General features: G+C 71.6%; 29 protein-coding genes and 1 riboswitch. Of the genes, 14 read left to right on the top strand and 15 right to left on the bottom strand.

The features are described from left to right. The first annotated feature begins 53 nt into the window (after nt 1-53). The 3 genes from IO39_RS37315 (at nt 54) to IO39_RS37305 (ending at nt 2854) form a co-directional block, all read left to right on the top strand. Nucleotides 54-365, top strand: coding sequence for a WhiB family transcriptional regulator (locus IO39_RS37315; RefSeq protein ID WP_080036407.1), 312 nt, complete (start codon nt 54-56; stop codon nt 363-365). A gap of 410 nt (nt 366-775) precedes the next feature. After that, complete coding sequence (locus IO39_RS37310; protein ID WP_043634026.1) at nt 776-1972, top strand: esterase-like activity of phytase family protein; 1197 nt, start codon at nt 776-778, stop codon at nt 1970-1972. A 252-nt stretch (nt 1973-2224) separates the two neighbouring features. Further along, entirely contained in the window at nt 2225-2854 is a 630-nt protein-coding gene (locus tag IO39_RS37305; RefSeq protein ID WP_043634024.1) for a maleylpyruvate isomerase N-terminal domain-containing protein, read from the top strand. A gap of 102 nt (nt 2855-2956) precedes the next feature. Here the strand turns inward: IO39_RS37305 and IO39_RS37300 are convergent, their stop codons facing one another. Together IO39_RS37300 and IO39_RS37295 are read right to left on the bottom strand one after the other, a co-directional pair. Continuing rightward, a complete protein-coding gene (locus IO39_RS37300) occupies nt 2957-3190 on the bottom strand; it encodes a DUF397 domain-containing protein (protein WP_043634021.1) in 234 nt (77 codons plus the stop codon). Between the two features lie 133 nt (nt 3191-3323). Then, nucleotides 3324-4205, bottom strand: coding sequence for a Sco1979 family transcriptional regulator (locus IO39_RS37295; protein WP_043634017.1), 882 nt, complete (start codon nt 4203-4205; stop codon nt 3324-3326). A 128-nt stretch (nt 4206-4333) separates the two neighbouring features. Between IO39_RS37295 and IO39_RS53400 the strand changes: the two genes are divergently transcribed. After that, nucleotides 4334-4807, top strand: a complete 474-nt coding sequence (locus tag IO39_RS53400) for an ATP-binding protein (RefSeq protein ID WP_169789190.1) — start codon at nt 4334-4336, stop codon at nt 4805-4807. Between the two features lie 45 nt (nt 4808-4852). Here IO39_RS53400 and IO39_RS37285 read toward each other — a convergent pair whose 3' ends face one another. Next, complete coding sequence (locus tag IO39_RS37285) at nt 4853-5479, bottom strand: phosphoribosyltransferase (protein ID WP_043634011.1); 627 nt, start codon at nt 5477-5479, stop codon at nt 4853-4855. 167 nt (nt 5480-5646) lie between these two features. Beyond that, nucleotides 5647-6744 (bottom strand): ribosome small subunit-dependent GTPase A, encoded by a 1098-nt coding sequence (rsgA, locus tag IO39_RS37280; protein WP_043634008.1) that lies wholly within the window; start codon nt 6742-6744, stop codon nt 5647-5649. A gap of 296 nt (nt 6745-7040) precedes the next feature. Here rsgA and IO39_RS37275 point away from each other — a divergent pair, with 296 nt between their 5' ends. Both IO39_RS37275 and IO39_RS37270 read left to right on the top strand, forming a co-directional pair. Beyond that, nucleotides 7041-7589: a sigma-70 family RNA polymerase sigma factor gene (locus IO39_RS37275; RefSeq protein ID WP_043634005.1), complete on the top strand. Its 549-nt coding sequence runs from the start codon at nt 7041-7043 to the stop codon at nt 7587-7589. After that, the gene (locus IO39_RS37270; RefSeq protein WP_084774150.1) at nt 7586-8323 is read left to right on the top strand and encodes an anti-sigma factor family protein; all 738 of its coding nucleotides are present in this window, start codon (nt 7586-7588) and stop codon (nt 8321-8323) included. Before IO39_RS37275 ends, IO39_RS37270 begins: the two co-directional genes overlap by 4 nt. Nucleotides 8324-9000: 677 nt before the next feature. On the opposite strand, the gene glyA is transcribed toward IO39_RS37270, so the two are convergent. The 4 genes from glyA to IO39_RS37250 all read right to left on the bottom strand — a co-directional run bounded on the left by glyA (nt 9001) and on the right by IO39_RS37250 (nt 13576). Beyond that, a complete protein-coding gene (gene glyA / locus IO39_RS37265) occupies nt 9001-10254 on the bottom strand; it encodes a serine hydroxymethyltransferase (protein WP_043633998.1) in 1254 nt (417 codons plus the stop codon). A 25-nt stretch (nt 10255-10279) separates the two neighbouring features. Continuing rightward, nucleotides 10280-10362: riboswitch (ZMP/ZTP riboswitch) on the bottom strand. 24 nt (nt 10363-10386) lie between these two features. Then, nucleotides 10387-12171, bottom strand: coding sequence for a serine/threonine-protein kinase (locus IO39_RS57020; RefSeq protein ID WP_052423866.1), 1785 nt, complete (start codon nt 12169-12171; stop codon nt 10387-10389). 40 nt (nt 12172-12211) lie between these two features. Then, on the bottom strand, nt 12212-13144 hold the full coding sequence (locus tag IO39_RS37255) for a YihY/virulence factor BrkB family protein (RefSeq protein WP_245642511.1): 933 nt from the start codon (nt 13142-13144) through the stop codon (nt 12212-12214). A 57-nt stretch (nt 13145-13201) separates the two neighbouring features. Further along, nucleotides 13202-13576: a YccF domain-containing protein gene (locus tag IO39_RS37250; protein ID WP_043633996.1), complete on the bottom strand. Its 375-nt coding sequence runs from the start codon at nt 13574-13576 to the stop codon at nt 13202-13204. Between the two features lie 94 nt (nt 13577-13670). Between IO39_RS37250 and IO39_RS59190 the strand changes: the two genes are divergently transcribed. From IO39_RS59190 to IO39_RS37235, 6 genes are all read left to right on the top strand, one after another. Beyond that, on the top strand, nt 13671-13796 hold the full coding sequence (locus IO39_RS59190; RefSeq protein WP_281200351.1) for a hypothetical protein: 126 nt from the start codon (nt 13671-13673) through the stop codon (nt 13794-13796). Nucleotides 13797-13857: 61 nt separating this feature from the next. After that, nucleotides 13858-13941 carry a putative leader peptide gene (locus IO39_RS59760; protein ID WP_357922150.1) on the top strand — a complete coding sequence of 28 codons (84 nt, stop codon included), beginning with the start codon at nt 13858-13860 and terminating at the stop codon, nt 13939-13941. A 107-nt stretch (nt 13942-14048) separates the two neighbouring features. After that, the gene (locus tag IO39_RS37245; RefSeq protein WP_043633993.1) at nt 14049-15737 is read left to right on the top strand and encodes a nitrite/sulfite reductase; all 1689 of its coding nucleotides are present in this window, start codon (nt 14049-14051) and stop codon (nt 15735-15737) included. Then, on the top strand, nt 15734-15910 hold the full coding sequence (locus tag IO39_RS58250; RefSeq protein WP_084774146.1) for an Insertion element protein: 177 nt from the start codon (nt 15734-15736) through the stop codon (nt 15908-15910). Before IO39_RS37245 ends, IO39_RS58250 begins: the two co-directional genes overlap by 4 nt. Next, nucleotides 15907-16635 (top strand): phosphoadenylyl-sulfate reductase, encoded by a 729-nt coding sequence (locus IO39_RS37240; protein WP_043633991.1) that lies wholly within the window; start codon nt 15907-15909, stop codon nt 16633-16635. Before IO39_RS58250 ends, IO39_RS37240 begins: the two co-directional genes overlap by 4 nt. Then, nucleotides 16617-17405, top strand: coding sequence for a sirohydrochlorin chelatase (locus IO39_RS37235; protein WP_084774144.1), 789 nt, complete (start codon nt 16617-16619; stop codon nt 17403-17405). Before IO39_RS37240 ends, IO39_RS37235 begins: the two co-directional genes overlap by 19 nt. Nucleotides 17406-17547: 142 nt before the next feature. Here IO39_RS37235 and IO39_RS37230 read toward each other — a convergent pair whose 3' ends face one another. The 3 genes from IO39_RS37230 to IO39_RS37220 all read right to left on the bottom strand — a co-directional run bounded on the left by IO39_RS37230 (nt 17548) and on the right by IO39_RS37220 (nt 19650). After that, nucleotides 17548-18258, bottom strand: coding sequence for a hypothetical protein (locus IO39_RS37230; RefSeq protein ID WP_157549485.1), 711 nt, complete (start codon nt 18256-18258; stop codon nt 17548-17550). Between the two features lie 2 nt (nt 18259-18260). After that, complete coding sequence (locus tag IO39_RS37225; protein WP_043633983.1) at nt 18261-18761, bottom strand: SigE family RNA polymerase sigma factor; 501 nt, start codon at nt 18759-18761, stop codon at nt 18261-18263. 73 nt (nt 18762-18834) lie between these two features. Beyond that, entirely contained in the window at nt 18835-19650 is an 816-nt protein-coding gene (locus IO39_RS37220; protein WP_084774142.1) for a DUF1707 SHOCT-like domain-containing protein, read from the bottom strand. 185 nt (nt 19651-19835) lie between these two features. Here IO39_RS37220 and IO39_RS37215 point away from each other — a divergent pair, with 185 nt between their 5' ends. Continuing rightward, complete coding sequence (locus IO39_RS37215; RefSeq protein ID WP_245642510.1) at nt 19836-21182, top strand: ankyrin repeat domain-containing protein; 1347 nt, start codon at nt 19836-19838, stop codon at nt 21180-21182. Nucleotides 21183-21265: 83 nt separating this feature from the next. On the opposite strand, the gene IO39_RS37210 is transcribed toward IO39_RS37215, so the two are convergent. The 4 genes from IO39_RS37210 to IO39_RS37195 form a co-directional block, all read right to left on the bottom strand. Beyond that, on the bottom strand, nt 21266-21841 hold the full coding sequence (locus IO39_RS37210) for an HD domain-containing protein (RefSeq protein WP_043633978.1): 576 nt from the start codon (nt 21839-21841) through the stop codon (nt 21266-21268). 230 nt (nt 21842-22071) lie between these two features. Continuing rightward, nucleotides 22072-22638: a hypothetical protein gene (locus tag IO39_RS37205; RefSeq protein WP_157549482.1), complete on the bottom strand. Its 567-nt coding sequence runs from the start codon at nt 22636-22638 to the stop codon at nt 22072-22074. Nucleotides 22639-22873: 235 nt separating this feature from the next. Further along, nucleotides 22874-23764: a maleylpyruvate isomerase family mycothiol-dependent enzyme gene (locus tag IO39_RS37200; protein WP_043633974.1), complete on the bottom strand. Its 891-nt coding sequence runs from the start codon at nt 23762-23764 to the stop codon at nt 22874-22876. Between the two features lie 88 nt (nt 23765-23852). Then, complete coding sequence (locus IO39_RS37195) at nt 23853-24410, bottom strand: sigma-70 family RNA polymerase sigma factor (protein WP_211267303.1); 558 nt, start codon at nt 24408-24410, stop codon at nt 23853-23855. A gap of 151 nt (nt 24411-24561) precedes the next feature. Between IO39_RS37195 and IO39_RS37190 the strand changes: the two genes are divergently transcribed. Beyond that, nucleotides 24562-24987 carry an OsmC family protein gene (locus tag IO39_RS37190; RefSeq protein ID WP_043633970.1) on the top strand — a complete coding sequence of 142 codons (426 nt, stop codon included), beginning with the start codon at nt 24562-24564 and terminating at the stop codon, nt 24985-24987. Nucleotides 24988-25089 lie beyond the last annotated feature (102 nt).

Here is a 25089-nt window from a genome sequence, read left to right as displayed (position 1 = left end):
AGCGTCCAATGCGGCTCAATTACCGAAATACCTCTCACGAAGGTGGTTTTCTCATGTCTCAGGTACGTCGGCAGCTCGCCCGCCCGCGCCCCAGCTGGGGTTGGCAGGATGATGCCGCGTGCCGGGGTGAGGACCTCGTGCTCTTCTTCGGCCCCGATGGGGAGCGGCAGCCCGAGCGTGACGTACGCGAGCGGAAGGCCAAGGCGATCTGCGCCCAGTGCCCCGTCCGTAACGAGTGCCTTGACTACGCGCTGTCGCGGCCCGAGAAGTACGGCACGTGGGGCGGTCTCAACGAGGACGAGCGCGCCAGCGAGCGTCGCCGTCGTATGCGCCGCGCGGCCAGCGCCGGCATCTCCGCCGCCTGACACACCCGGCAGCGTCACCAGCATCGCGTGATCACGCAGTTGTCCCGATGAACCGGAGCCTGGCCCTCCATGCCCAGGCTCTGGCGAACCCGGTCGGGGCAACTGCCTGATCAGGCGGATCAAACCTCCATCACCTCGGTCATGCCGCCAGCATGGCATGCCACTCTGACATTTCTCCGTCCGCCGGGTGAACGCCGCATTCGCGCCCCCGCGTGACGAACCAGGGCGACGCCCGCCCGTTCCCGGCCGAGCCGGCCGCACACACGCGCCCGCGTGAGGGACCAGGGCGACGCCCGCCGGTCCCGGCCGCGCCCGCGTGACGGACTCGCGTCACAGCCCGACATCCGGACGTCATCGCAGGTTGCCGTCCGTTCGGGAGCGCGTCATGTGGCCGCCCTAACGTGCCCGGCATGAAACGCATCGCCATCCTGATGTGCGCGGGCGCGCTGACCCTCGGCCTGGCGGCCGTCCCCGCGAGCGCGGACCGCGACCGGGGCGCCTTCGGCCGGGCCACGCTCACCGGCTTCGCCTCCCTGCCCGCGCTGACCTTCGTCCCCGGCAGCGAGCCGTCGGGGTCGCTGCTCGGCACCGCGCCCGTCAACGGCGTGACCCCGCCCTTCGGCGGGCAGCCCGTGCAGGGCTTCAGCGGCATCGTGCGCCGCCACGACGGCACCTTCGAGGTGCTGTCGGACAACGGGTACGGCAACAAGGCCAACAGCTCCGACTTCCTGCTGCGCGTCCACCGGATCAAGCCGGACTTCAGGAACAGGTCCGTCCGGCTGCTGGGCGGCTTCCACCTGACCGACCCGCGCGGCCTGGTGCCCTTCCCGCTCACCCGGCAGGACCGCACGCTGACCGGCGCCGACTTCGACGTCGAGTCGATCGTGCGCACCACGGACGGCACGTACTGGATCGGCGACGAGTTCGGCCCCTACCTGCTGCACTTCGACCGCAAGGGCCGCCTCATGGAGGCGCCGGTCGCGCTCCCCGGCGTCAAGGCCCCCGAGAACCCCGACCTGAACGGCGGGCAGCCGAACCTGGGCAGCAGCAAGGGCTTCGAGGGCATGGCCAGGTCGGTGGACGGCCGCCGCCTCTATCCGCTGCTCGAAGGCACGGTGAGCGGCGACCCGGCGGGCACGCTGCGCATGTACGAGTTCGACCTGCGCGCACGCTCCTACACCGACCGCCGCTGGACCTACCGGCTGGACGACCCCTCCCACGCCATCGGCGACGCGATCGCCGTCGACGGGAACCGCTTCCTGATCATCGAGCGGGACAACCTCCAGGGCGACGCCGCCAAGGTCAAGCGGATCTACCTGGCCGACACGCGCGACAGGGACCGCGACGGCGCGCTCGACAAGACGCTGGTCGCCGACCTGCTCGACCTCGCCGACCCGCGCGGCCTCGGCGGCGCGCCCGGCACGTTCAGGTTCCCGTTCCAGACGATCGAGGACGTGGTCATCCTCGACGACCGCACGCTGGGCGTGCTCGACGACAACAACTTCCCCTTCTCCAACGGCCGCACGCCCGGCAAGCCGGACGACAACGAGTTCATCACCGTACGGCTGACGCGCGGCCTCCAGGCCGACCCCCGCGTCTACCGCTGATCCCCGGCACGGCCGCCGGTCCCGAGAGGCCGGCGGCCGTCCGCGTACGGAAGTGTCACCCGGCGGTGAGGCTCACCCGCTGCCATCGGACGGCCGGGCCCGCGAGTAGGGTGGCCTGCCATGCCAGAACCAGCATCACCCTCCCCGTCATCGCAGCCGGGCCCGCCCGCCGCGGGCTCCCCCTCGTCATCGCCGCCGCCCCCACCGACCGCGGGCTCCCCCTCGTCGTCGCCGGGCCCGGCGCGCGCGACCGTGACCGCCGAAGACCTGGAAGAGGCCGTGCGGCTGGCCGTCGAGACTCTCCGCCGGGCGTCCGGCCCCGCCGCCTGGCAGGCCAGGGCGGGATCACTCGACTGGACCTGCTGGGAGACCGCCGAGCACCTGGCGGACGACCTGTTCGCCTACGCCGTGCAGCTCGGGCTGACGGTGCCGCCGCTCGACGTCAACGTGCCCTTCGCCATGGAGAGCCGCACGCCGGGCGGCCCGAGGAACGCCGTGCGCGCCGACCCCGCCGCCGGGGTCACGGGGCTGCTGCAGGTGCTCCAGTCGAGCGGCGCGCTGCTGGCCGCCATGGTGCGCACCGCCCCGCCGCACGCCCGCGCCCACCACATCTTCGGCCCGGCCGACGCCTCGGCCTGCGCGGCCATGGGCCTCGTCGAGACGCTCGTGCACGTGCACGACCTCGCGGGCGGCCTCGGCCTGGACTGGACGCCGCCCGCCCGCCTGTGCGCCCGGGCGCTGGCCAGGCTCTTCCCCGGCGCGCCCGGCGGCGCCGACCCCTGGACCACCCTGCTGTGGGCCACCGGGCGCGCGGAGCTGCCCGGCCGCCGGCGCCTGACGCGGTGGTGCTGGCACAACGAGCCCCCACCCCACCAGCAGTGACCGAAACCCCTGCCCGCCCCGACCGTAACCCCCTGGGAGAGCAGAGGTCACCCGCGCTCAGACGACGTCAGACGAGCTAGGACGACGTCAGACGACCAGGCGTCAGACGATGAGGTCGTCGAACTCGCCGTCCTTGGCCCCCAGGACGAACGCGGTGATCTCGGCCCGCGTGTAGACCAGCGCGGGACCTTCGGGAAAGCGTGAGTTGCGCATGGCGATCTCCCCCGTGGGCAGGTTCGCGATCTCGACGCAGTTGCCGTTGGGGTTGCTCCGCCTGCTCTTGCGCCAGACGACGGGAAGGCGGCCGGCGGGGGCTCCGTTCCGGAACTCGTGCATGGGGGCGGCTCCTCGCGATCTTACGGATGCACGTGCATCCGCGTTTGCGCCGACAATACGGCAGCACGAACTGCTCCATATACCGGACGACCAAAATCACCCTATGGAGTGGATCACAGGGAAATGGAGCAGCTCATCGGGAAAGGAGCCGTTCCAGGAAGCGCCTGGTCGCCTTCGGCTCCTCCGCCTGGATGCTCAGCCGGTCCATGACCTCCATGTAGTGGTCGGAATCGGCGGGCTTGTCCAGGTAGAGGGCGCTGGTGAGCTGCTCCATGTAGACGACGTCGGGCAGCTCGCGCTCGGGGAAGCGCAGGATGCTGAACGGCCCGCCGGCCGCCGCGTGGCCGCCCCGCTCGAACGGCATGACCTGCACGGTGATGTTGCGTGCGGTGGTGACGTCCAGCAGGTGCTCGATCTGCTCGCGCATCACCTCGGGGCCGCCCAGCGTGCGGCGCACGACCGCCTCGTCGATCACCGCCCACAGCGTGAGGCCGCCCTCCAGCCGCTCCTGGCGCGTCATGCGCAGCGCCACGCGGCGGTCCAGCTCGGAGGCGGGGGCCTTCTCGTGGGCCAGCTCGATCACCGCCCTGGCGTAGGCGGGGGTCTGGAGCAGGCCGGGGACGAACTGGTTCTCGTAGGTGCGGATGCTGGACGCCGCGCCCTCCAGGCCGATGTAGACCTCGAACCAGGCGGGCAGCAGGTCGCCGTACTTGTGCCACCAGCCGGGGGCGTTGGCCTGCTTGGCCAGGGCGAGCAGGGGCTCCCGCTCGGCGGGGTCGGTGACGCCGTACAGGGTCAGCAGGTCGGCCACGTCACGCTGCTTGAAGCTGACCTGGCCGAGCTCCAACCGGCTGATCTTCGCATGAGATGCGCGAATCGAGTACCCCGCGTCCTCCCGCGAGATACCCTTCTCCGTACGGAGCCTGCGCAGCTGGGTCCCGAGCAGGATCCGCAGCACCGTCGGGCTTCCCGGCGAATAGCTGAGAAGCTTCCCTTCCGTGCTCTCTGCGCTCACTCCACCGCTCCTAGATCATCTGCACGTGCAGATGCGTTCGCATCCGTAAACTACGAAAAGTCTTGCATCGCCAAGCACTCCCCGTAAAGATGGGTATTGGATCACCAGACCGCGCTTCGGGGGCCAGAATGACGACTTTCGACGCACGGCCGCAAGCCGCCATCGGTGCCCGGCCACCAGGATGGCTTTCCACCATTCTGGCGGAAGGGCATGCCGGAGACTGCGACGCCGTCTTCCCCTTCCACGGGGGCACCGCGCTCGAACCCGCCTGCGTGGCGACGGCCCGCCGCTTCGTCGACCAGACGCTCAGCGCCTGGGGGGCGCTGGAGCATGCCTACGACGCCCAGCTGGTGGTCTCGGAGCTGGTGACCAACGCGATGCGCCACGGCGGCGGGGCCGCCCAGCTCCGGCTCGTCTCGCACGGCGCCGAGCTGGCCTGCGTGGTGACCGACCACAGCCAGACCGTCCCGGTGGCGGCCACCCCCGACGTCTTCTCCGAGTACGGGCGGGGGCTGCGGCTGGTCGACGCCCTCTGCGCGGCCTGGGGCTGGTTCTCCCCCGGCGGCTCCCACAAGATCGTCTGGGCCATCATCGCCGACTGACCGGCGTAGTGGCCGATCCGATCGGCCTGCCGCGAGGTCGCGTGGTCAGTCACGGCCGAGCAGGTGCAGGACGTCGGCGTCGCTGAGCTGGTCGAAGCGTTCGTACCACTGGCCCACCGCCCTGAAGTCGACGGGCATCCGCAGCACCACCACCTCGTCACACTCCTCCCCCAGGGAGCGCACGGTCTCGCGCGCCCCGACGGGGACGGCCAGCGTCACCCTGGCGGGCTTGGCCGTGGCGACCGCCCGCAGCGCCGCCCGCGCGGTGCCGCCGGTGGCCAGGCCGTCGTCGACCACGATCACCTCCCGGCCGCCGAGCGCCGGCAGGGGGCGGTCGCCACGATAGACGCGCACCCGGCGGGCCAGCTCGCGCCGCTCGTCCGCCACCACGTCGGCGACGGACTCCGGGGTCAGGCCCAGGCGGTGCAGCAGCGGCAGGTCGAACACCGGCTCGCCGCCCTCCGCCACCGCGCCGACGCCCAGCTCGGGCGCCGGCGGATAGCCGATCTTCCTGGTCACGAGCACGTCGAGCACGGCGTCGAGCCTGCGTGCGATGGGCACGGCCACCGCCACGCCGCCCCGGGGCAGCGCGAGGATCACCGGGTCGCGCGCGTCCCGCAGCCGCTCGGCGAGCTGCGCCCCCGCGTCGGCCCGGTCTGCGAAGAGCTCCATGACCCCTGCCTACCCGCCGGGAACCACTCCTCGCCTCCCCTCACTCCCCCTTGCCCGGCACCATGCGTCACACCGTGCGTCCCTTGACGTCCACCCCATCCGGGGACGGGGTGGAACGGAAGGGCGTCACCCCCGGGCGCACCGCCACAGGACGGGACAGTGGGGTGTCAGGGGCGGTTGCGGCCGGAGCGGCGCATCTCCTTGGTGATCGACTTCCACTTGCTCTGTTGTTCCTTGCGCAGCCGCGCGTCGGTCCTGGAGGCCATCCACAACGCCTCGCGCTGCAGCTTGCGCCAGCTCTCCAGCCGCCGCTCCGGCAGCTCGCCGCTCTCCAGGGCGGCCAGCACCGCGCAGCCCGGCTCGCCGTTGTGGCCGCAGTCGCCGAAGCGGCACCGCTCGGCGAGCGTCTCGATGTCGGAGAAGACGAGGTCGACGCCCTCCCCGATGTCGTAGAGGCCCACCCGCCTGATCCCCGGCGTGTCGATGACGAGGCCGCCCCCGGGCAGCGGGATCAGCTCCCGGTGCACGGTGGTGTGCCGGCCGCGCCCGTCGGCGGCGCGTACCTGCTGGGTGGTCATGACGCCGTCGCCGGCCAGGGCGTTGACCAGGGTGGACTTGCCGGCGCCCGATGGGCCGAGGATGACGGCCGTACGGGAGCCTTCGAGGTAGTCGGCGACCAGCTTGACGCCCTCTCCGTGCAGGGAGGACACGGCGTGCACGTCCACGCCTGGCGCGGCGAGCCGGACGTCGGCGAGCAGGTCGTCGAGACCGTCCTCGAACAGGTCGGACTTGGTGACGAGCACGACGGGCGTGCCGCCGGACTCCCAGGCCAGGGCGACGAGGCGCTCGATGCGGCCGAGGTCGGCGAAGTCCGTCGAGTGCATCGACGGCTCGGCCACGAAGACGACGTCGACGTTGGCCGCGAGCACCTGGCCCTGGCCGTCGCCGGACAGGCCGCCGACCGAGTCGCGGCTGACGCCGCCGCGGACGAACGCGGTCGTGCGCGGCAGCACCTCGTCGAGCTCGTAGCGGCCCTCGGGCAGCCACCTGAGCGCGACCCAGTCGCCGACGCAGGGCAGGGCCACCGGATCGGCGGCCGAGGCGCGGCGCACGCGCGCGGAGTATCGGGCCTGGTGCTGGCCGTCGGCCGCGATCACCTCGGCGGCGCCGCGGTCCACGCGGGAGACGCGGGCGGGGACGGTGTCGGCAGGCAGCTCGGCGGCGCGGTGAGCGGTCCAGCCGAGCAGAGAAAGATCGTAAGACAACGCAGTGAGACCTTTGATCGAGAAGGAAGTGCAGGAAGAGAGAACGGGCTGGTCAGACGAGCGCCCGGACGTGGACTGAGGACATGCCGAACAGGAAGACCCGCATAGTCCTCACCTCCTCGATCAGTTACCGGAGCACTCTACGCATGCTGTCCCCGGCGATGCAATCGGATTATCTTCCGCGCCCCGTTGAACCGGGCCAGGGCGGCCGGCCGTACCACCTGCCGACGGACTGAGAAAGGGGAAAGATGCGAATCAGCGCTTGTCCCCCGCCCTCGGCCGAGGGAGCCGCCCCGATGGGCAAGCCGCGCTTACGCCACTGGATCCGGCGCGTACGCCCGGACGACGAGGTGGTCGTGTCCGCGCTCTACCGGGAATACCACAGGCCGCTGCTGGCCTTCGTGATCCGGCTGACCGCGGGCGATCGGCAGTGGGCGGAAGACGTGGTGCAGGAGACCATGATCCGGGCCTGGCGGAGCGCCGAGCGGCTCGACCCCGACGCGGTCTCGCTGATGCCCTGGCTCGCCACGGTCGCCAGACGTATCGTGATCGATGACCGGCGGCGCAGGGACGCCCGCCCCCAGGAGTCGGGCGACGGGCCGCTGGAGAGCGTGCCCGTGCCCGACGAGATGGAGGGACTGCTGCACCAGGTGGTCGTGTCCGAGGCGCTGAAGGCGTTGTCACCGGCCCACCGCGAGATCCTCAACGAGACGATCCTGCGGGACCGGTCGGTCAACGACGCCGCCGCGGTGCTCGGCATCCCCGTCGGCACCGTGAAGTCCCGGGTCTACTACGCCGTACGCGCGCTGCGCATCGCACTGGAGGAGAGGGGGGTGAAGGCGTGACTTCGAGAGTCGAGCACACTGACGTGGGCGCCTATGCGCTCGGGCTGCTGGACGAGGACGACCGGCTGGCCTTCGAGGCCCATCTCCTCGGCTGTCCCTCCTGCCGCTACGAGCTGTCCGACCTGGCCGGCGTGGCCGACGTGCTGCAGGGGATCGGGCCCGTCGAGGATCCCGACCCCCCTTCCTATGACCGCCAAGGTGACGTGATCGACCTGCTCCGGCGCAAGCGGGCGGCCGACAGGAAGGCGCGCCGGGGGACGTTCATGATCGGGATGGCGGCGGCGGTCACCCTGGTGGCGGGCGGGCTGACGGTCGGCACGCAGCTCGACGCCGACGCGGGCGGCACGGCCCAGATCGCCCAGGGGCACGGCGGTCACATGGACGCGAGCATGGGCCCGGCCGAGCACTTCTACGCCACGGGCAGGCCCATCGAGGGCAAGGGCGTGGACGGGGTGACCGGCGGGCTGGTCGTGGAGTCGAAGGGCTGGGGCACGCACGCGGCGCTCAAACTGGCCGGGGTGAAGGGGCCGCTGGAGTGCGAGCTGATCTCGGTCGGCAAGTCGGGCGAGCGGCGGGTGATGACCGGATGGTCCGTACCTCCAGCCGGGTACGGAGTGCCGGGCTCCCCCGAGCCGCTCTACATGCACGGCGGCAGCGCCACGCAGTTGCCGGACGTCGACCATTTCGAGGTGGTCACCTCGACGGGCAAGAAACTGCTCACCATCCGGGCGTGACCGCCGGGCGGTCGTGCCCGGCCACCGCCGGCCGGCTCCCCGCACGAGCCGAGGCTTTACGGCCCCCGGAACGAGCCCTCTCACCGCTGGTGGGAGGGCTTTCCGGCGTTTCGGGGCGGGCCGAATGCGCCCGGAGGGGAAATTCGCGGATCGGCGGATTGAACCTCATCGGCCCGCCGCGCGTACTGCTTGCCGTACTGCCAAACCGGGACAGCAAGGCTTCGAGAGGCCGGGAGGGGACGATTCGGTTCCGTCCTTTCCCCGGCCGTCCCCGGCCGGGCGGGCCCGATTCTCCGGGTCGCCGGCCGGACACCGCGACGGGGTACTCCGGCCCACCCCGCTCGCGCCGAGCGCCCCGCCGCACAAGGGAGCCCGTGCGGTGGGGCGCTCGCCTGCGTGTCCCGGACCGACGGCACGGGATGGTCACCACCGTCATGGCCAGGGTGCGCCGTTACGGCGGCCGGACATGTGCGGGTCCAGAAGCGTCTCCCTGGAGGCCACCCGCCACGTGCGGCGGGTGGCCGTCTCGCCGGCTTGCCGTAAAGGAAGAGGAAGGCCACGCCGGAGCAGAGCCCAGAAGGCCGCGCCGGAGCAGAGCCCAGAAGGCCACGCCGGAGCAGGGCCCAGAAGGCCGCGCCGGAACGGGACCCAGAGGGCCCGCGCCGGGACCGGAGGCGCTAGGACAGGCCCGGGGCGGGGAACTGCGAGGTCAGCTCGCTGACCTCGTGGTGCACGCGCCGGATGACGTCTTCGGCGTCGCCCTTGGCCACGGCCGTGACGACCTCGTCCATCCAGGCGCCGATCTGGCGCATCTCCGTCTCGCCCATGCCGCGCGAGGTGACCGACGGCGTGCCGATGCGGATGCCGGACGGGTCGAACGGCTTGCGGGTGTCGAACGGCACCGTGTTGTAGTTGGTCTCCAGGCCGGCGCGGTCGAGCGCCTGCGCGGCCGGCTTGCCGCCGATGCCCTTGGGGGTCAGGTCGAGCAGGATCAGGTGGTTGTCGGTGCCGCCGGAGACCAGGTCGAAGCCGCGCGAGGACAGCTCGTCGGCCAGCGCCTTGGCGTTGCGCACCACCTGGTGGGCGTAGTCGCGGAAGGCCGGCTGGGCGGCCTCGTGGAGCGCGACGGCGATGGCGGCGGTGGTGTGGTTGTGCGGGCCGCCCTGCAGGCCGGGGAAGACGGCCTTGTTGAGCGCGGTGGCGTGCTCGTCGCTCGTGGCCATCAGCATGGCGCCGCGCGGGCCGCGCAGCGTCTTGTGCGTGGTCGTGGAGATCACGTCGGCGTGGCCCACCGGGGACGGGTGCGCGCCGCCCGCGACCAGGCCGGCGATGTGGGCGATGTCGGCCGCCAGCACGGCCCCGACCTCGCGGGCGATGGAGGCGAAGCCCTCGAAGTCGATCGTGCGCGGGATGGCGGTGCCGCCGCAGAAGATCAGCTTCGGCCGGTGCTCCAGGGCGAGCTGCCGGACCTCGTCGAGGTCGATGCGGCCGGTGTCCTTGCGCACGCCGTAGCGGACCGGGTTGAACCACTTGCCGGTGGCCGAGACCGACCAGCCGTGGGTGAGGTGGCCGCCGAACGGCAGGCCCATGCCCATCACGGTGTCGCCCGGCTGCAGGAACGCCATGTAGACGGCGAGGTTGGCGGGCGAGCCCGAGTAGGGCTGCACGTTGGCGTGGTTGACGCCGAACACGGCCTTGGCCCGCTCGATGGCCAGGCTCTCGATCTGGTCGATGACCTGCTGGCCCTCGTAGTAACGCTTGCCCGCGTAGCCCTCGGAGTATTTGTTGGTCAGCACGGTGCCGGTGGCCTCAAGAACGGCCTTCGACACGTAGTTCTCCGACGCGATCAGCTTGACCGTGTCGGACTGACGGCGCTCTTCCGCCTTGATGAGCTCGGCGATCTGCGGGTCGACGCTAGCGAGAGAACTCATGACTCTCCTGTCATCGTTGACGATGTGCGAAGACCCAGGCGCACGGCCTCCGCTCCCTTCGCTCCCTGGTGGTCGATCCCACCCAATGCGCCAGTCGCGTCTCGACCTAGACCTTATCGGATGCGCGGGGGCCTACCTCTTCGTGATCAGCAGGTTCGCGAAGTGTCCGAGGTTCTTCATGTCCAGGTCGACCGTCGTCACGTTCTCGGGCACGCCGCGGAAGACGGCGAACAGGCGCCGCTCCTGGCCGGCCGGGATGAAGTCGCCGGGTCTCATGCCGGAGCAGGCGCACTGGTCGTTCTCCCACAGGGGTTTGACGGGCAGCGGCCGGCCGGGCAGGACCATCTCGATGTCGCCGAGGTTGGAGGAGTTGGACTCGGTGAGGCCGTAGAGCCCGAGGGAGGTCTGCGAGTGGTTGTTCTTGAGGGTGAACTCGAGCCTGACGTTCTCGCCCTGCCGGCGCAGGGAGGAGATCCTGATGACGGCCGGGAACGTGCTCCAGCCGTTGTTGATCTCCTTGGACACGGCCGCCTGCTTGCTGCCGGGGGTGACGGTGGCCGGCGGGTCGGTGCGCGCCTGGGAGGCGGACGTCTCCTCGGCCTCGGAACCCGGATCGGAGCCGGAGTCCGCGGGATCGGAGCCGGTGGGACCGGAACCGGCGGGATCGGAGCCGGTGGGATCGGAAGCGGTGGCGTCCGCGGCCGGGGAGTCGGGGACGGAGGTGACGGTCTCGTACACGGTGCGCGTCACCGCGGCCGTCCCGCTTCCCTGCCACGGCCGCCACAGGGCCAGCGCGCCGCCCATCGTCAGCACGGAGGCGAGCACGGCCGCGACGGCGGGCGCGACCCAGCGCCCGCCCTGCCCGGAACCCGTCTGACCGGAACCTGCCTGCCCCGGACCCGCCTGCCCGGAACCCGCCTGCCCGGAACCCGCCTGCCCGGAGCCTGCCTGCCCCGGACCCGCCTGCCCGGCGACGGTCCGGCCGGGCGCGGACAGCGTGCCCGGGGGCGTCGCGGGCGCCTGGCCGGGGGCGGTGGTGGGCGGCGATCCGGGGGGCGCCACGGGCGGCTCAGGGGCGGCGGGCGGGGTCCAGGCGTCGCTGACGGCGCGGGTGGCCCAGGAGACCGTGGCGTGCTCGCGGCCGAGCAGGCGGTCGAGGAGCTGCTGCGCGGTCGGCCGCCGGGCCGGCTCCTTCCGCAGCGCCTGCTCCACCAGCACCCGCAGCCGCTCGTCCAGCCCGTCGAGGCGCGGCACGTGGTGCGCCACCCGGTAGAGCACCTCCGGCACCTGCCCGGTGCCGAACGGCGGCCGGCCCGTCCCGGCGTAGGTGACCACGCCGCCCCAGGCGAACACGTCGCTGGCCGCCGTGATGGGCCCGCCGCCGGCCTGCTCGGGCGCCATGTACGCGGGCGTGCCCACCACGGCCGCGGACTGGGTGGCGTCCGGCTCGGCGAGGCGGGCGATGCCGAAGTCGATGACGCGCGGCCCGACGGCGCTCAGCAGGATGTTCGACGGTTTGAGGTCACGGTGCACCACGCCGGCCTGGTGGATGGCGGCCAGCGCGGTGGCGACGCCGACGGCCAGCGCCTCCAGGTTCGCGCCGCGCATCGGGCCGCGCGTCTCGACCAGGGCCGACAGGTCGGGGCCCTCGACGTATTCGGTGACGAGGTAGGCGGTGCCGTCGTCGAACCCGGCGTCCAGCACGGGCGCGGTGCAGAACCTGGCCACCTGCCTGGCGGCCTCGGCCTCCCGGGTGAAGCGGCGCCTGAAGTCCTCGCGGCCGGCCAGCTCGGGCCGCAGCACCTTGAGCGCGACGGGGGCGGAGGCCGGGTCCTGGGCGAGGTAGACGATGCCCATCCCGCCCTCGCCCAGTTTCCTGACCAGGAGGTAGGGGCCGACCCTTCGCTGCACGTTCATCGAGGGGATTATTCCGGACATGGGCCCTTGGCGGTATGGGCTATCTGGTCCTGCCGACGCCCGGCCAGAGCCGGTCCACCTCCGCGTTCAGGATGGCGCCGATGAGCACGGCCAGCGCGGTGATGTAGAGCCACAGCAGCAGTGCGATGGGCGCGGCGAGCGAGCCGTACACCGAGACGGGCGAGAACCAGGCGGCCAGCACCGCGCGCAGCACGGCCGCGCAGACGATCCACAGGAACAGCGCCAGGATGGCCCCGGGCAGCTCGCGGTACCACTTGGTGCGCACCGGCACGCTGACGTGGTAGAGCACGGTCAGGAAGAGCACCGAGCCGATGATCACCACCGGCCAGTAGAGCAGGTCGATCGCGATGCCGTAGTCGGCGGGCAGCGCGTCCTTGATCAGGGTGGGGCCGACGACGAGGATCGGCATGACGATGATGCCGATGATCAGTCCGATGACGTAGAGGCCGAACGACATCAGGCGGGTGCGGATGATGCCGCGCTCCTCGCCCAGGCCGTAGGCGACGGAGATGAGGTCGACGTAGACGTAAAGGGCCCGGGAGCCGGACCAGAGCGACAGCAGGAAGCCCAGCGAGATGATCGACACCTTGCCCGCGTCGTCACTGAGCACGTCGGTGATGAGCGGGTTGATCACCTTGTTGACGGCGTCGTCGGTGAACAGCAGCCCCGCCTGCTCGATCACCCAGGTCTTCACCTCGGCGACCACGCCCGGCCCGAGCCAGGTGCCGAGCTTGCCCAGCACGCCGATGAGGCCCAGCACGAACGGCGGCAGGGACAGCAGCGCGAAGAACGCCGCCTCGCCGGCCAGGCCGGTCACCCGGTAGGTGACGCCGGCGTTCGTGGCCGCGCGCACGATCGCCCACGACTTGGTGTCGAGCACCCAGTTCAGCCGGGCCCGGGCGTGGGAGACGAGCCCTCGCTTGGGCCTGGGCGGCGCATCGGTGGACGTCATGGCACCCAACGGTATTCGCAGTGACTCTTCGGGACAGCTTACGTCCCAGGTCCTGCCCTAGTCGTTGTCGACGATGCGCGCGCCCAGAGGAAGGAGAGACACGGGGATCAGCTTGATGTTGGCCACGCCCAGCGGGATGCCGATGATGGAGATGAACAGCGGGATCGAGGTCACGACGTGGCCGATGGCGAGCCAGATCCCGGCGACGACGAACCAGATGATGTTGCCGAGGAGGGAGAAGACGCCCGCGTCGGGGTCGCGCACCACGGTCCGGCCGAACGGCCACAGCGCGTACGCGGCGATTCTGAACGAGGCGATGCCGAACGGGATCGTGACGATGAGGATGCAGCAGATGATCCCGGCCAGCGCGTAACCCATGGCCAGCCAGATCCCCGCGAACACCAGCCAGATGACGTTCAGGATTGTGCGCATGCTCACAGCATGTCACCGGCCATGCCGGTCGTGTCATCCGGTAAGACCCTGATCCGCCCCTGATTGTCGCGGCGCGAAGAGGGATAATGCAGGCGTGATCTGCGAGAGCTGCAAGGACAAGCGCCACGAGGACTGCCGCGGCGGCTCGTGGTGCGACTGCCAGCACCAGGAGCAGGCGCGGCCCGGGGAGTCGGAGCTGGACTGGCCGCGTCAAGGCTGACACTATCCCACAGTCTGGACCCGGTCTTGGACATCCCGGACGGCCGGAGTAACCTCGAAGCATGCCAGCGGACCCGATGCTCACCGGTCGACGCCACGTCGACCTTCAGCGTGTCCGCAGTGCCATCTGTTGCGACGCCCGCTAACCCCATCTTCTTTACCGCTGAGCGCGTCGCACTCCTCCTCTCCAGCCCTGCCCTCGACGACGAGGCAGGAGGATCGCTGCGCGCGCCCATGATCCGAAGGACGCGCAATGAGCACCCCTGCCAGCCGGACTCCTGCCAGCCGGCACCACAAGCGCCCGCGCGGCGAAGGTCAGTGGGCTCTCGGTTACCGTGAGCCGCTGAACAAGAACGAAGAGAACAAGAAGAACGACGACGGTCTCAACGTCCGCCAGCGCATCATCGACATCTACTCCAAGCGGGGCTTCGACTCGATCGACCCGGCCGACCTGCGCGGGCGCATGCGCTGGTACGGCCTCTACACCCAGCGCAAGCCCGGCATCGACGGCGGCAAGACCGCGATCCTGGAGCCGGAGGAGCTGGACGACAGCTACTTCATGCTGCGCGTGCGCATCGACGGCGGCCAGCTCGACCTGGCCCAGCTGCGCACGATCGCCGACATCTCCAACGAGTACGCCCGCGGCACCGCCGACATCACCGACCGGCAGAACATCCAGCTCCACTGGGTCGAGATCGAGTCGGTGCCGGACATCTGGGAGCGCCTGGAGGCCGTGGGCCTGTCCACGACCGAGGCGTGCGGCGACACCCCGCGCGTGATCATGGGCTGCCCGCTGGCCGGGATCGACACCGGCGAGGTGCTCGACGCCAGCGACCAGATCCGCGAGATCTACGACCGGGTCGTCGGCAACCCGGCCTACTCCAACCTGCCGCGCAAGTTCAAGACGGCGCTGAGCGGCTGCCCGGCGCACTGCACGGTGCACGAGATCAACGACGTCGCCTTCGTCGGCGTGGTCAACGAGCGCGGCGAGGCCGGCTACGACCTGTGGGTGGGCGGCGGCCTGTCGACCAACCCGATGCTGGGCAAGCGGCTGGGCGTGTTCGTCAGCCCCGAGAAGGCGGCCGACGTGCACGAGGGCGTGGTCGGCATCTTCCGCGACTACGGCTACCGCCGGCTGCGCCACCGGGCCCGCATCAAGTTCCTGGTCAACGACTGGGGGCCGGAGAAGTTCAGGGAGATCCTGGAGACCGAATACCTCAAGGAGCCGCTGCCCGACGGGCCCGCCCCCGAGGCGCCGCGCGACAACCGGCGCGACCACGTGGGCGTCTTCCCGCAGAAGGACGGCAACTTCTACGTCGGCTTCGCGCCCAAGGTGGGCCGGGTCGACGGCGACAAGTTGCACCTGATCGCCGACATCGCCGAGCGGCACGGCTCCAACCGGGTCCGCACCACGGTCGAGCAGAAGATGGTCATCCTCGACGTCGCGCCCGACCGGGTCGACTCGCTCGTGGCCGAGCTGGAGGCGGGCGACCTCCAGGTCAACCCCTCCACCTTCCGCCGCCAGACGATGGCCTGCACCGGCATCGAGTTCTGCAAGCTGGCCATCGTCGAGACCAAGGCCACCGCGATGGACCTGATCGACGAGCTGGAGCGGCGGCTGCCCGACTTCCGTGAGCCGCTGACCATCAACCTCAACGGCTGCCCCAACTCCTGCGCCCGCATCCAGGTGGCCGACATCGGGCTGAAGGGCCAGCTCGTCGTGGACGAGAACGGCGAGCAGGTCGAGGGCTACCAGATCCACCTGGGCGGCTCCCTCGGTGTCAACGCCGGCTTCGGCAGGAAAGTACGCGGCCTCAAGACCACAGCCAAGGCGCTGCCCGACTACGTGGCGCGCGTCGTGTCCAACTACGACAGCCAGAAGAAGGAAGGCGAGTCCTTCGCGGACTGGGTCCAGCGAGCGGACGAGGCCGACCTGAAATGACCACACGAGCGGTTCCCTTTCACTGCCCGTACTGCGGCGACGAGGACCTCGAGCCCTACGAGGGCGAGCTGAACGCCGCCGCCGGGCCCGCGACTGGCGGCGGCGGCTGGTACTGCCGCGCCTGCGCTCGTGCCTTCAAGCTGAAATTCCTTGGAATCGGAGTGAAGATATGACGCTGGTCGACATCGAGGTCGGTTTGAGACAGCAGGGCGGCGCGCTCGACCTCCAGGACATCGTCGAGTCCGCCGCGAAGTTCCTGGAGGGCGCGCCCGCCCGGGAGATCATCAGGTGGGCGGCGGCGACGTTCGGCGACCGGCTGTGCCTGACCTCCTCGATGAGCGACGCCCTGCTCATCGACCTCGTGAGCAGGGTCAAGCCCGGCGTGGACGTGTTGTTCATCGACACCGGCTACCACTTCGCCGAGACGATCGGCACGCGCGACGCCGTGCGGCAGGTCTATGACGTGAACGTGATCGACATCAAGCCGTCGCGCACGGTCGAGGAGCAGGATCGCGACCTCGGGCCGCGCCTGTTCGGGCGCAACCCCGACCTGTGCTGCTACCTGCGCAAGGTGGAGCCGCTGAACCGGGCGCTGGAGCCGTACCTGGCGTGGATCTCCGGCATCCGCCGCGACGAGTCGCCCAGCAGGACCGGCACCAAGGTCGTGGAGTGGGACGCCAAGCGGCAGATGGTCAAGGTCAACCCGATCGCCGCCTGGACCCAGGAGGACGTCGACAACTACATCGCCGACAACGGCGTGCTGATCAACCCGTTGCACTACGACAACTACCCCTCGATCGGCTGCGCGCCGTGCACGCGGCAGGTCGCGGAGGGCGAGGACCCGCGCAGCGGACGCTGGGCGGGCCTGGGGAAGGTCGAATGCGGCATTCACCTGTGATCCCCAGCGGGGGTCCCGTCCCGTTGGCAGGCGGGGCGGCCCCCGGCCGCGTGCCACTGGTGGCGGTGGCGCACGGGTCGCGCGACCCGCGGGCCGCCGCCACCGTGGCCGCGTTGCTCGACGCGTTCGCCGGCCGGGTGCCGATGGACGTGCGGGTGGCGTACTTGGACCACTGCGCCCCGACCCTCGGCCAGGCCCTGGGCGGCCTGCGGGAGGCCGTGGTGCTGCCGCTGCTGCTCACCGAGGCCTACCACAGCCGGGTGGACCTGCCGGCGGCGCTGAACGAGGTCAGGGCGCGCGAGCCGCGCCTGCGCGTCCGCTACGGGCGCACGCTCGGCCCGCATCCGCTGCTGCTGTCCGCGCTGGAGCGGCGGCTGGCCGAGGCGGGGGTGCCGGCGGGCGACCCGGACACGGCCGTGGTGCTGGTGTCGGCGGGCTCCAGCGACGCCCGCGCCAACGCGGTGGTCGCGGAGCTGGCCCGAGGGTGGCGGCGGTCCGGCTGGTGGACCGTGGCGCCCGCGTACGCCTCGGCCGCCGCGCCGACCCCGGCCAAGGCGGTCGCCGGGCTGCTGCGGGCGGGGGCGCCGCGGGTGGTCGTGGCGCCGTACCTGCTGGCTCCCGGCTACTTCGCCGACAAGGTGCGGCGCGACGCGCTGGCGGCGGGGGCCGAGGTGGTCTCCGACGTGCTGGGGCCGGCTCCCGAGCTGGTGGACGTGATCCTGGAACGTTACGAGGCGGCCCGCCGGGAGCCGGTGCCCGTCGCGGGCTGACGCCCGTGCCACTCACGGGCTGGGCCGATGCCCGGCGCGGGCTCGGTCACTGCCCGGCGCGGGCCTGAGCCGATGCCTGGCGGCGGGCTGGGCCGATGCCTGGCGGCGGGCTGGGCCGGTGCCCGGCGCGGGCCGCCCCCTGTCAGTCGCGGCGGGTCGAGCAGCGCGGCATGATGGCGCCGCTTTCCGGGTCGACGCGGACCACGTCGGCCCGGCATTCCAGCGTGCGGCCGTCCAGCACGGTCACCCGCCAGCTCGCCCGGTAGGGGCGCAGCCCGGCCAGCACCCGCTCGGCGCGCGCCACGGTCATCGGGGCCGCCCCGGCGGCGGAGGCGGGCACCACGGCCACCGTGGCCTCGTGCACGCCCTCGGCGACCGCCGGGGCCTGCTTCAGCCACCCGGGCGGCGCCTTGACGGTCGGCCCGCAGCGGCCACTGGCCACGAGCCGGCCGTCGAGCCAGATCAGCGCGTAGCCGTCGTCCGGGCAGCTCATCCCGAACGACACCTTCGTGGCGGAGGGGGTCAGGAAGGAGAACGTCTCCTTCTTGCCGCCCTGGTCGTAGCGGTGGAAGAGCGGCGGTACCGGCACGAACCGCTGCTCCTGCCGGGGCTGGGCCAGCACGCCGGTCCAGAGCTCCTCCCGGTCGGCGGGCGCGGCGCCGGCGCGCGGCAGTCCCGCGGCGGCCACGACGGCCAGCGCGGCCACCGCGACCGAGCCGGTCACCCGGGCCCGCCGCCGGCGGATCTCGCGGGCCCTGGCGTCCACGCGCGCCACGGTCACGCCCCCGGGGGGCGCGCCGTCGCTGTCACTTGCGAGCAGTTCGCGCAGCTCTTGCTCTTGTCTGGTCGTCACGGTCAGCTTCCCGTCTCCATCGCGGCCCTGGCCGCCGGGTCGAGCCGCAGCTTGGCCAGCGCGCGGCTGGCCTGGCTGCGTACGGTGGCCACCGAGCAGCCCACGATCCCGGCGATCTCCTCGTCGGGCAGGTCCGCGAAGTACCGCAGCACGACCACGGCGCGCTGCTTGGGCGGCAGCGCGGCCAGCGCCTTCCGCAGCGCCTCACGCGTGCCCAGAGCCGCCTGCGCGTCCTGGGGGCAGGCGCTGTCGGGCAGCTCGCCCGTGGCCACCTCGCCCCGCCACCGGCGCCGCCACCAGGAGGCGTGGGTGTTGGTCAGGATGCGGTAGACGTACGGGTCGGGGTTCGCGCCCACGCGGCGCCAGGCCAGCCAGGCGCGGGCCAGCGCCGTCTGGACGAGGTCCTCGGCCGTGCCCCAGTCGCGGCACAACAGGTACGCCGTCCTGAGCAGGCGGGCCGAGCGCTGCTCGACGTAGTGCTCGAAGTCGGCTCGATCCCGCATCGAGGGTCCTCACTGCTCGGTGATGTTCACCGATCACTACGCGGTGGGAGGGCCCGGACGTTGCACGGGATCGTCAGTGACCCATCCGGCGCATGTCGTCGCGGATCTGCCGGTTGATCTCGCGCGTGTCGTCGCGGATCTGCCGGTTGATCTCGCGCGTGTCGTCGCGGATCTGCCGGTTGATCTCGCGCGTGTCGTCGCGGATCTGGCGGTGGATCTCGCGGCCCTCGGCGTGCAGGCGGCGGCCGATCTCGCGCCAGTCGTCGCCGTGCATCCGCCGCCAGTGCTCGCGCCAGGCCGCGAACCCGCGCTGCACCGGCTGGGCCTGCGAGTCGCCGACCACCTTGACGTCGCCCATCACGGCGTACGCCTGCACGCGGATCACCGGCACGTTCATGCCGGGCGACGCCTGGTCGACCTTCACCTTCTTGTCGCCCATGATCGCCATGCCGTCGAGGTCCACGTAGACGCCGTCGGGGACGATGATCTTGACGTCGCCCATCACCGCGACGGCCAGGATGTTCACCGTGTCCGTGCGCACCTCGGCCTCGCGCAGGTCGAGCAGCACGTCCCCCATCACCGCGACCGCGCCGAGCTCCTGGTCGATCCGCCAGGTGCCACGCCGCTTGGAGTCGCCCATGACGCCGACGAACCAGCGCCGCTTCCTGCCCTCGCGCGCGGGGGCGGGCGCGGGCATGGCGGCGCCGGCCGAGGGCAGGTCCTGGGTGAGCAGGGCCAGCTCGGCGTGGGTGGTGGCGGTGTAGGCTGCCTCCGTGCGGTCGGTCAGCTCGGCGAGCGTGAGCCTGCCTTCGACCGAGGCGACACGGAGTTGTTCGACGACGGCCTCTCGCTCGGCGTCCGACGCGCGGAGCTCACCAGGGTCACTCATACTCGCAACATATCGCGTTTGCCGCGGGATGCAGCTCCTCCTTGAGGAGGAATCCCCCTATCCGTCGAAACATGCACATCCGTAGAGGAATCTGAACCCGCGCGCGGGCCGCGTGCGTACCACGCCATGACACGGGGCCCCGGCCTTGGCCCGGGGCGCGGCCGGACCAGGCTAGGGTCCCTGTCATGCATGAGGAACAGCTCTACCGCGCGGCGTTGAACGGCGAGACCGAGACCGTCGGCAAGCTGCTCGCCAGTGGCGCCGATCCCAACCGGCCCAGCGAGGGCGAAGAGGAGGGGCTGCCGCTGTGCGCGGCCGCCGCCTGGGACCGCACGGAGGTGGCCGAGGCGCTGCTCGCGGCCGGCGCCGAGGTCGACGGCCGGGAGTCCGGCGGCTGGACGGCGCTGCTCTGGGCCGCCGCCAACGGCCACGCCGCCGTCGCCCGCCTGCTGATCGAGGCCGGGGCCGACGTCGACACCACCAACGACGACGGCGACACCGCGCTCACGCTGGCCGCCAGGCGCGGCGCGCTGGGCGTCGTGCAGGCCCTGCTGGAGGCCGGCGCCGACCACCAGAAGTACGACGGCGACGGCGACTCGCCGCTGGAGATCGCCGTCGACTGGGTGGGCGTGCACCTGGAGAGCGCGCTGCTCGACCAGATCCAGCAGGACGGCTGGGAATACGTCGTGGCCCGCCAGTACGCCAAGGACGGCACCGAGCTGGTCACCGTGGCCGGCCGCTCGGCCGACGGCTCGGAGAGCGAGCAGGTGCAGGCGCAGCGCGGCCACGCCGCCATCGCGACCCTGCTGGAGGACGCGGCGGGCGTCCAACCGCCGGTGGAGCAGCTCGTGGCGCGCGCCCTGGCCCACCGCGACATCGACGAGGACGCCGAGACCTGGTGGGTCGTGGCCGACTCGCTGGGCAGGCGGGCCGACGAGGAGACGTACGAAGCGCTGGTGCGCCTGTGCGTGAGCGAGGACGCCAGGGAGCGGGAGTTCGGGGTGGACGCCATCGCCCAGTTCGGCTTCGCCGACGGGGAGAAGCCGTACCTGGAGCGGACGCTGCCGCTGCTGCAGAAGATGGTCACCACGGAGGGCAACCCGCAGGTGCTGCGCTCGGTGCTGGCCGCGCTCGGCCACCAGGGCGATCCGCGGGCGCTGCCGTACGTGCTGGACATCCTGCGGCGTCCCGGGCACAAGCGCACCATCACCGACCCGATCGCGCTGGCCGACGTGCTGCCGCCGGACGACGAGGAGGGGCTGGAGCTGCTGATCTCCATGACCGAGGACGACGACTCGGAGATCCGCGACTGGGCGACCTCCGGGCTGGCGGGGCTTTCCGCCGACACGCCGCGGATCAGGGAGGCGCTGGCGGCCCGCCTCTCCGACCCCGACCTGCGCACGGTGGCCGAGGCCACGCGCGGGCTGGCGCGGCGCGGGGACGAGCGGGCGGCGCGCGGGACCGAGCGGGTGCTGGCGGAGAGCGACGACGACTACGCCAGGGACCTCGTCACCCAGGCCACCGCCGAATGACACACCCCTGACCGGCACCGGACGGGGAAGCCTGCCGGGACCCGGCCGACCCGTCCGGGCCCCGCGGCCGAAGGGGGCCGGGGTCAGTCGCCGTTGAGCACGCGGATCACCCAGTCCAGGGTCCCCGTGCTCAGGGCCTCCTCGGCCAGGCGCTTGCCGGTCTCGGTGGTGATGGCGGCCAGCGAGCTGTCGATCCACCCCTGGACGTTGTGGTGCCCCTGCTCCCGGTATTCGACCGCCTGGATGAGGCACTCCAGCTTGTCGGCGTCGCGGGCGCAGACGGCTTCGAGGGTGGCCTTGGCCTCGTATTCGCCCACCGCGCCGCTCACCAGGCCCGCCACCTCGGGCGGCAGGCCGCGCACCTGGTCGGCGGTGACGTCCTCGTTGGCGGTGGCCTTGAGGTAGCGCTTGCCGATGTAGGGGATGTCGGTGACGCGGGTCTCCTGCGTGTCGTGGAACAGGCTCATGAACGCGGCCCGCTCGGGGTCGCCGCCCTCCATGGCGGCGATCACGGCGGCGATGACGGCCGCGCGGAAGGAGTGCTCGGCGATGCTCTCGGGGTCGCGCACGCCCGCGACCAGCCAGCCGGTCCGTTTGTACCGCTTGAGCAGCCCGAACTCGTACAGGAACCCCGCGAGCCCCGTCACCTCATCCGCCACGAGGACCCCCTCTCGTCATGCGCCGAGCCTAGACGACGGACGGCCGGCAGGGCGGCGGCCGCCCTTCCCCCGAGGGCGAACGCCGCGCGCCCGGACCTCCGGGAAGGGCGCGCCGGGCGCACCGGCCGGCCTCCCCGGAGGGTGAGCGCCGCGGCCGGTCGAGAGGCCGCGGCGTTCGTCGAACGGTCGTTCCCGGGCGGCGAAGACGATCGGCGCCCGGTCCCGGGCTCCTACTGGTCGTCGTCCTCCCGGAACGGCGACCAGTCACCCCAGCCGGGCCGCGGGTCATACGGCCTGTCCGGCTTGCCCCACTTATACGGGTCCTCCTTGTAGGGCTCCTCCTTGTACGGATCCTCTTTGTACGGATGCTTCTTGTACGGGTCCTTCTTGTACGGGTCCTTCTTGTACGGGTCCTTCTTGTACGGATCCTTCTTGTACGGGTCTTCCTTGTGGTCCGGCACCACCTTGTGCTCCCGCTCCACGCGCGGGCGGTGCTCGTTGTGGTGGTGCCGGGGCCCGGAGTGCCACTCGTGGTCATAGTGGTGCCCGTGGTGGTGATGGTGGTGCCCCCACCAGCGGCGGCCCCACCAGCCGCGGCCGCACCAGCGGTCCCCGCAGCCGAGCACGGGCTTCTCGCCCGAGACGTATCCGACGCCGGTCGTGACGGCGGCCGTGCCCGCGCCCGCGACGGCGACCCCCTGGCCCGCGGGAAGGAGCATGATGCCGGCGGCGGCGCCCGCCAGAGCCAGTGCCGCGATCCGCCTGCCCGCTCGTTTCTGTGATTTTTCGGTATTCACGTGCATTCTTTCCGTCCTGGGTAGTTCGACCCGGAGCCCGGAGCCCGTTTCTTCAGGCACTCGGACAGAGGCAGACGTACCCATGCACGTAATCCCATTTACCTCTACTAACCCAAACAACCCGTCAAATCACAGCGCTGTTCATTGACAAGGAGCAGCCGGTCAGGAGCCTTCCTATCCCTCATTTACCGACATAAGCGATAAATGGTTAAGCGGAATTCATCCCTTTTGCGGGCTAAGGACCTGAAAGGGAGGGAGCAGTGGCGAGGACGTCCCCGGCCAGCGCCAGGTCCCCGTCCAGCTCGGCGGGGAAATCGGCGGGATCGCCCCGGCCGCCGAGCAGAAAGCAGAACTTCACCACGTCCGCGGTGATGTGCGCGTCGGGCTCGCCCGGCTCCGCGTCCGCCACGCCCAGCGCGATCCGCCACTCCCCGCCGCCCTCGCCCGTGAGCGTGAGCCGCAGGGTGCGGCCGGCGCCGTCGATGCCGCCGAAGAGCATCGTGTACGGCAGCAGCCGGGCACACAGGTCGGCGGTCGGGTGGATGTGCCGGGGGATCGGGTCGGGCAGGCGGACGCCCGCCGTCAGCGCCGCGTCCACGGTGTGCACCCACGTCTCCAGGCCCCTGGCCAGGATGTGGTCGCCGACCACGGTCTCCATGCCGTCGAGGGAGGCCAGGGTGGTGGCGGGCAGGTCCGCGAGATGGCGGCAGAGCGCGTCGGCCTGGGCGCGCCAGTCCCTCCTCGTCTGCTCGGGGCTGCGGGCCCGCTCATAAGCCTGTACGTCGCTCGTCCGGCTCGCCGAGTCGGTCACCCCGATCGGCGGGCCCAGGACCGGGGCGCCGACGGAGGCGGCCAGGAGACCGTCCTTGGCGGCCAGGTGGGCGACGAGTTCCTGGAGCGTCCAGCCCTCGACGATGATCCGCGACCAGTCGTCGTCCACGGCCGAGGCCAGCAGCGCGTCCATGGCGGCCACGCGAGCGGCGTACGGCTCCGCCCAGGCGGCGGTGGGAGCCGCCGGCCGGCGCCGTGCCCGGGCCCCGGCCAGGAGCTGGGGCCGCAGCGAGTGGGCCGGCACCTCCTGGTCCTCCATCAGCGCGTCCAGGTAGAGACGCTCGACGGGGTCCATCACACCTCTTCCTGCGCGGGCGCGTCCGACCGGAGCGTGCCGTGCGCGCATAGGTCCGCCCGTACTGTGTGCGGCAGCCGGGCGTCCATCACACTTCTTCCTCCGCCAGCGCGTCCGCCAGGCGCCGCAGCGCCAGCCGGATGCGCGACTTCGCCGTACCCTCCGGCACGCCGAGCTCCTCGCCGACCTGCCGGTACGTCCTTCCGCCGAAATAGGCCAGCTCGACGGCCTGGCGTAAGCCGTCGGGCAGCGCGACCACCGCCCGGCGCACCCGCCGGGCCTCGTCGGCGGTCAGCACGGTGTCCTCCAGCCGCGCCGGCTCGCGCTCGAACAGCCTGGGTCCCAGCGTGGACACCCGCCTGCGCTCCTCGGCCCGCACGTGATCGACGGCCCGGCGGTGCGCGATCGTGGCCAGCCAGGCGCGCAACGTCCCCCGGTCCGGGTCGTAGGCCAGCGGCCGTTCCCAGAAGACCAGGAACACCTCCTGAGTGATGTCCTCTGCGATCACCCGGTCCCTGGTGATCCGCAGGGAGAGACCGAAGATCAGCGAGGAGAGCCGATCATAAACCTCGCCCAGCGCGGACTCATCGCCGCCGACCACCCGCTGGTGCAGCAGGCGGTCGTCGTACGGTGCCTCCACTGGCACCACACTCCCGTGTAATCCGGACCAAGGCGGCACGTGCGCCGCGACCCGAGCATGACACTATTCGCGCCAAATGTAGAGCCGGATGACCGCCTTTCAAGAGCCTTCGAGGCCCGCGCTATCGTCGGAAGTCCGCAACGGAGGGAGCACCACCATGGCCACCACCCGCACCGCCACGACCCAGTGGAAGGGCGCCCTGCTCGACGGTTCCGGCACCGTCTCGCTCGACACCTCGGGCGTGGGCACGTTCGAGGTCTCCTGGCCCTCCAGGGCCGAGGCCGCCAACGGCAAGACCTCCCCCGAGGAGCTCATCGCCGCCGCCCACTCCTCCTGCTTCTCGATGGCGCTCTCCCACGGCCTGGCCGGGGCCGGCACTCCGCCGGAGTCGATCCAGACCAGCGCCGACGTGACGTTCCAGCCGGGTGAGGGCATCACGGGGATCGCGCTCACGGTCAAGGCGCAGGTTCCGAACATCACGGCCGAGCAGTTCCAGCAGGCCGCCGAGAACGCCAAGGCCAACTGCCCGGTCAGCAAGGCCCTGGCCGGCACCACGATCACCCTCAAGGCCGAGCTGCTCTAGCCCCAATGCCGGTTAGTTAACGCTTGAGGTGGGACGTCAAGGGTTCACGGAAACCGGGACAGAAGAACGGAGATCCAGTAGAACGGGTGATCTTCCACAACC

Origin of the sequence: Nonomuraea candida (assembly GCF_000725485.1) — a bacterium.
GTDB classification, from domain to species: domain Bacteria; phylum Actinomycetota; class Actinomycetes; order Streptosporangiales; family Streptosporangiaceae; genus Nonomuraea; species Nonomuraea candida.
The sequence above is the reverse complement of the archived record's forward strand: the minus strand, read 5'-3'. Positions and strand labels throughout refer to the sequence as shown.

Excerpts from the sequence above, each read along its gene's own strand:
- IO39_RS37315 (WP_080036407.1), top strand. The coding sequence starts at position 54 with ATGTCTCAGGTACGTCGGCAGCTCGCCCGCCCGCGCCCCAGCTGGGGT.
- IO39_RS37310 (WP_043634026.1), top strand. The coding sequence starts at position 776 with ATGAAACGCATCGCCATCCTGATGTGCGCGGGCGCGCTGACCCTCGGC.
- IO39_RS37300 (WP_043634021.1), bottom strand. The coding sequence starts at position 3,190 with ATGCACGAGTTCCGGAACGGAGCCCCCGCCGGCCGCCTTCCCGTCGTC.
- IO39_RS53400 (WP_169789190.1), top strand. The coding sequence starts at position 4,334 with ATGACGACTTTCGACGCACGGCCGCAAGCCGCCATCGGTGCCCGGCCA.
- IO39_RS37285 (WP_043634011.1), bottom strand. The coding sequence starts at position 5,479 with ATGGAGCTCTTCGCAGACCGGGCCGACGCGGGGGCGCAGCTCGCCGAG.
- IO39_RS37275 (WP_043634005.1), top strand. The coding sequence starts at position 7,041 with ATGGGCAAGCCGCGCTTACGCCACTGGATCCGGCGCGTACGCCCGGAC.
- glyA (WP_043633998.1), bottom strand. The coding sequence starts at position 10,254 with ATGAGTTCTCTCGCTAGCGTCGACCCGCAGATCGCCGAGCTCATCAAG.
- IO39_RS57020 (WP_052423866.1), bottom strand. The coding sequence starts at position 12,171 with ATGAACGTGCAGCGAAGGGTCGGCCCCTACCTCCTGGTCAGGAAACTG.
- IO39_RS37255 (WP_245642511.1), bottom strand. The coding sequence starts at position 13,144 with ATGACGTCCACCGATGCGCCGCCCAGGCCCAAGCGAGGGCTCGTCTCC.
- IO39_RS37250 (WP_043633996.1), bottom strand. The coding sequence starts at position 13,576 with ATGCGCACAATCCTGAACGTCATCTGGCTGGTGTTCGCGGGGATCTGG.
- IO39_RS59760 (WP_357922150.1), top strand. The coding sequence starts at position 13,858 with ATGCCAGCGGACCCGATGCTCACCGGTCGACGCCACGTCGACCTTCAG.
- IO39_RS37245 (WP_043633993.1), top strand. The coding sequence starts at position 14,049 with ATGAGCACCCCTGCCAGCCGGACTCCTGCCAGCCGGCACCACAAGCGC.
- IO39_RS58250 (WP_084774146.1), top strand. The coding sequence starts at position 15,734 with ATGACCACACGAGCGGTTCCCTTTCACTGCCCGTACTGCGGCGACGAG.
- IO39_RS37240 (WP_043633991.1), top strand. The coding sequence starts at position 15,907 with ATGACGCTGGTCGACATCGAGGTCGGTTTGAGACAGCAGGGCGGCGCG.
- IO39_RS37235 (WP_084774144.1), top strand. The coding sequence starts at position 16,617 with ATGCGGCATTCACCTGTGATCCCCAGCGGGGGTCCCGTCCCGTTGGCA.
- IO39_RS37225 (WP_043633983.1), bottom strand. The coding sequence starts at position 18,761 with ATGCGGGATCGAGCCGACTTCGAGCACTACGTCGAGCAGCGCTCGGCC.
- IO39_RS37220 (WP_084774142.1), bottom strand. The coding sequence starts at position 19,650 with ATGAGTGACCCTGGTGAGCTCCGCGCGTCGGACGCCGAGCGAGAGGCC.
- IO39_RS37215 (WP_245642510.1), top strand. The coding sequence starts at position 19,836 with ATGCATGAGGAACAGCTCTACCGCGCGGCGTTGAACGGCGAGACCGAG.
- IO39_RS37200 (WP_043633974.1), bottom strand. The coding sequence starts at position 23,764 with ATGGACCCCGTCGAGCGTCTCTACCTGGACGCGCTGATGGAGGACCAG.
- IO39_RS37190 (WP_043633970.1), top strand. The coding sequence starts at position 24,562 with ATGGCCACCACCCGCACCGCCACGACCCAGTGGAAGGGCGCCCTGCTC.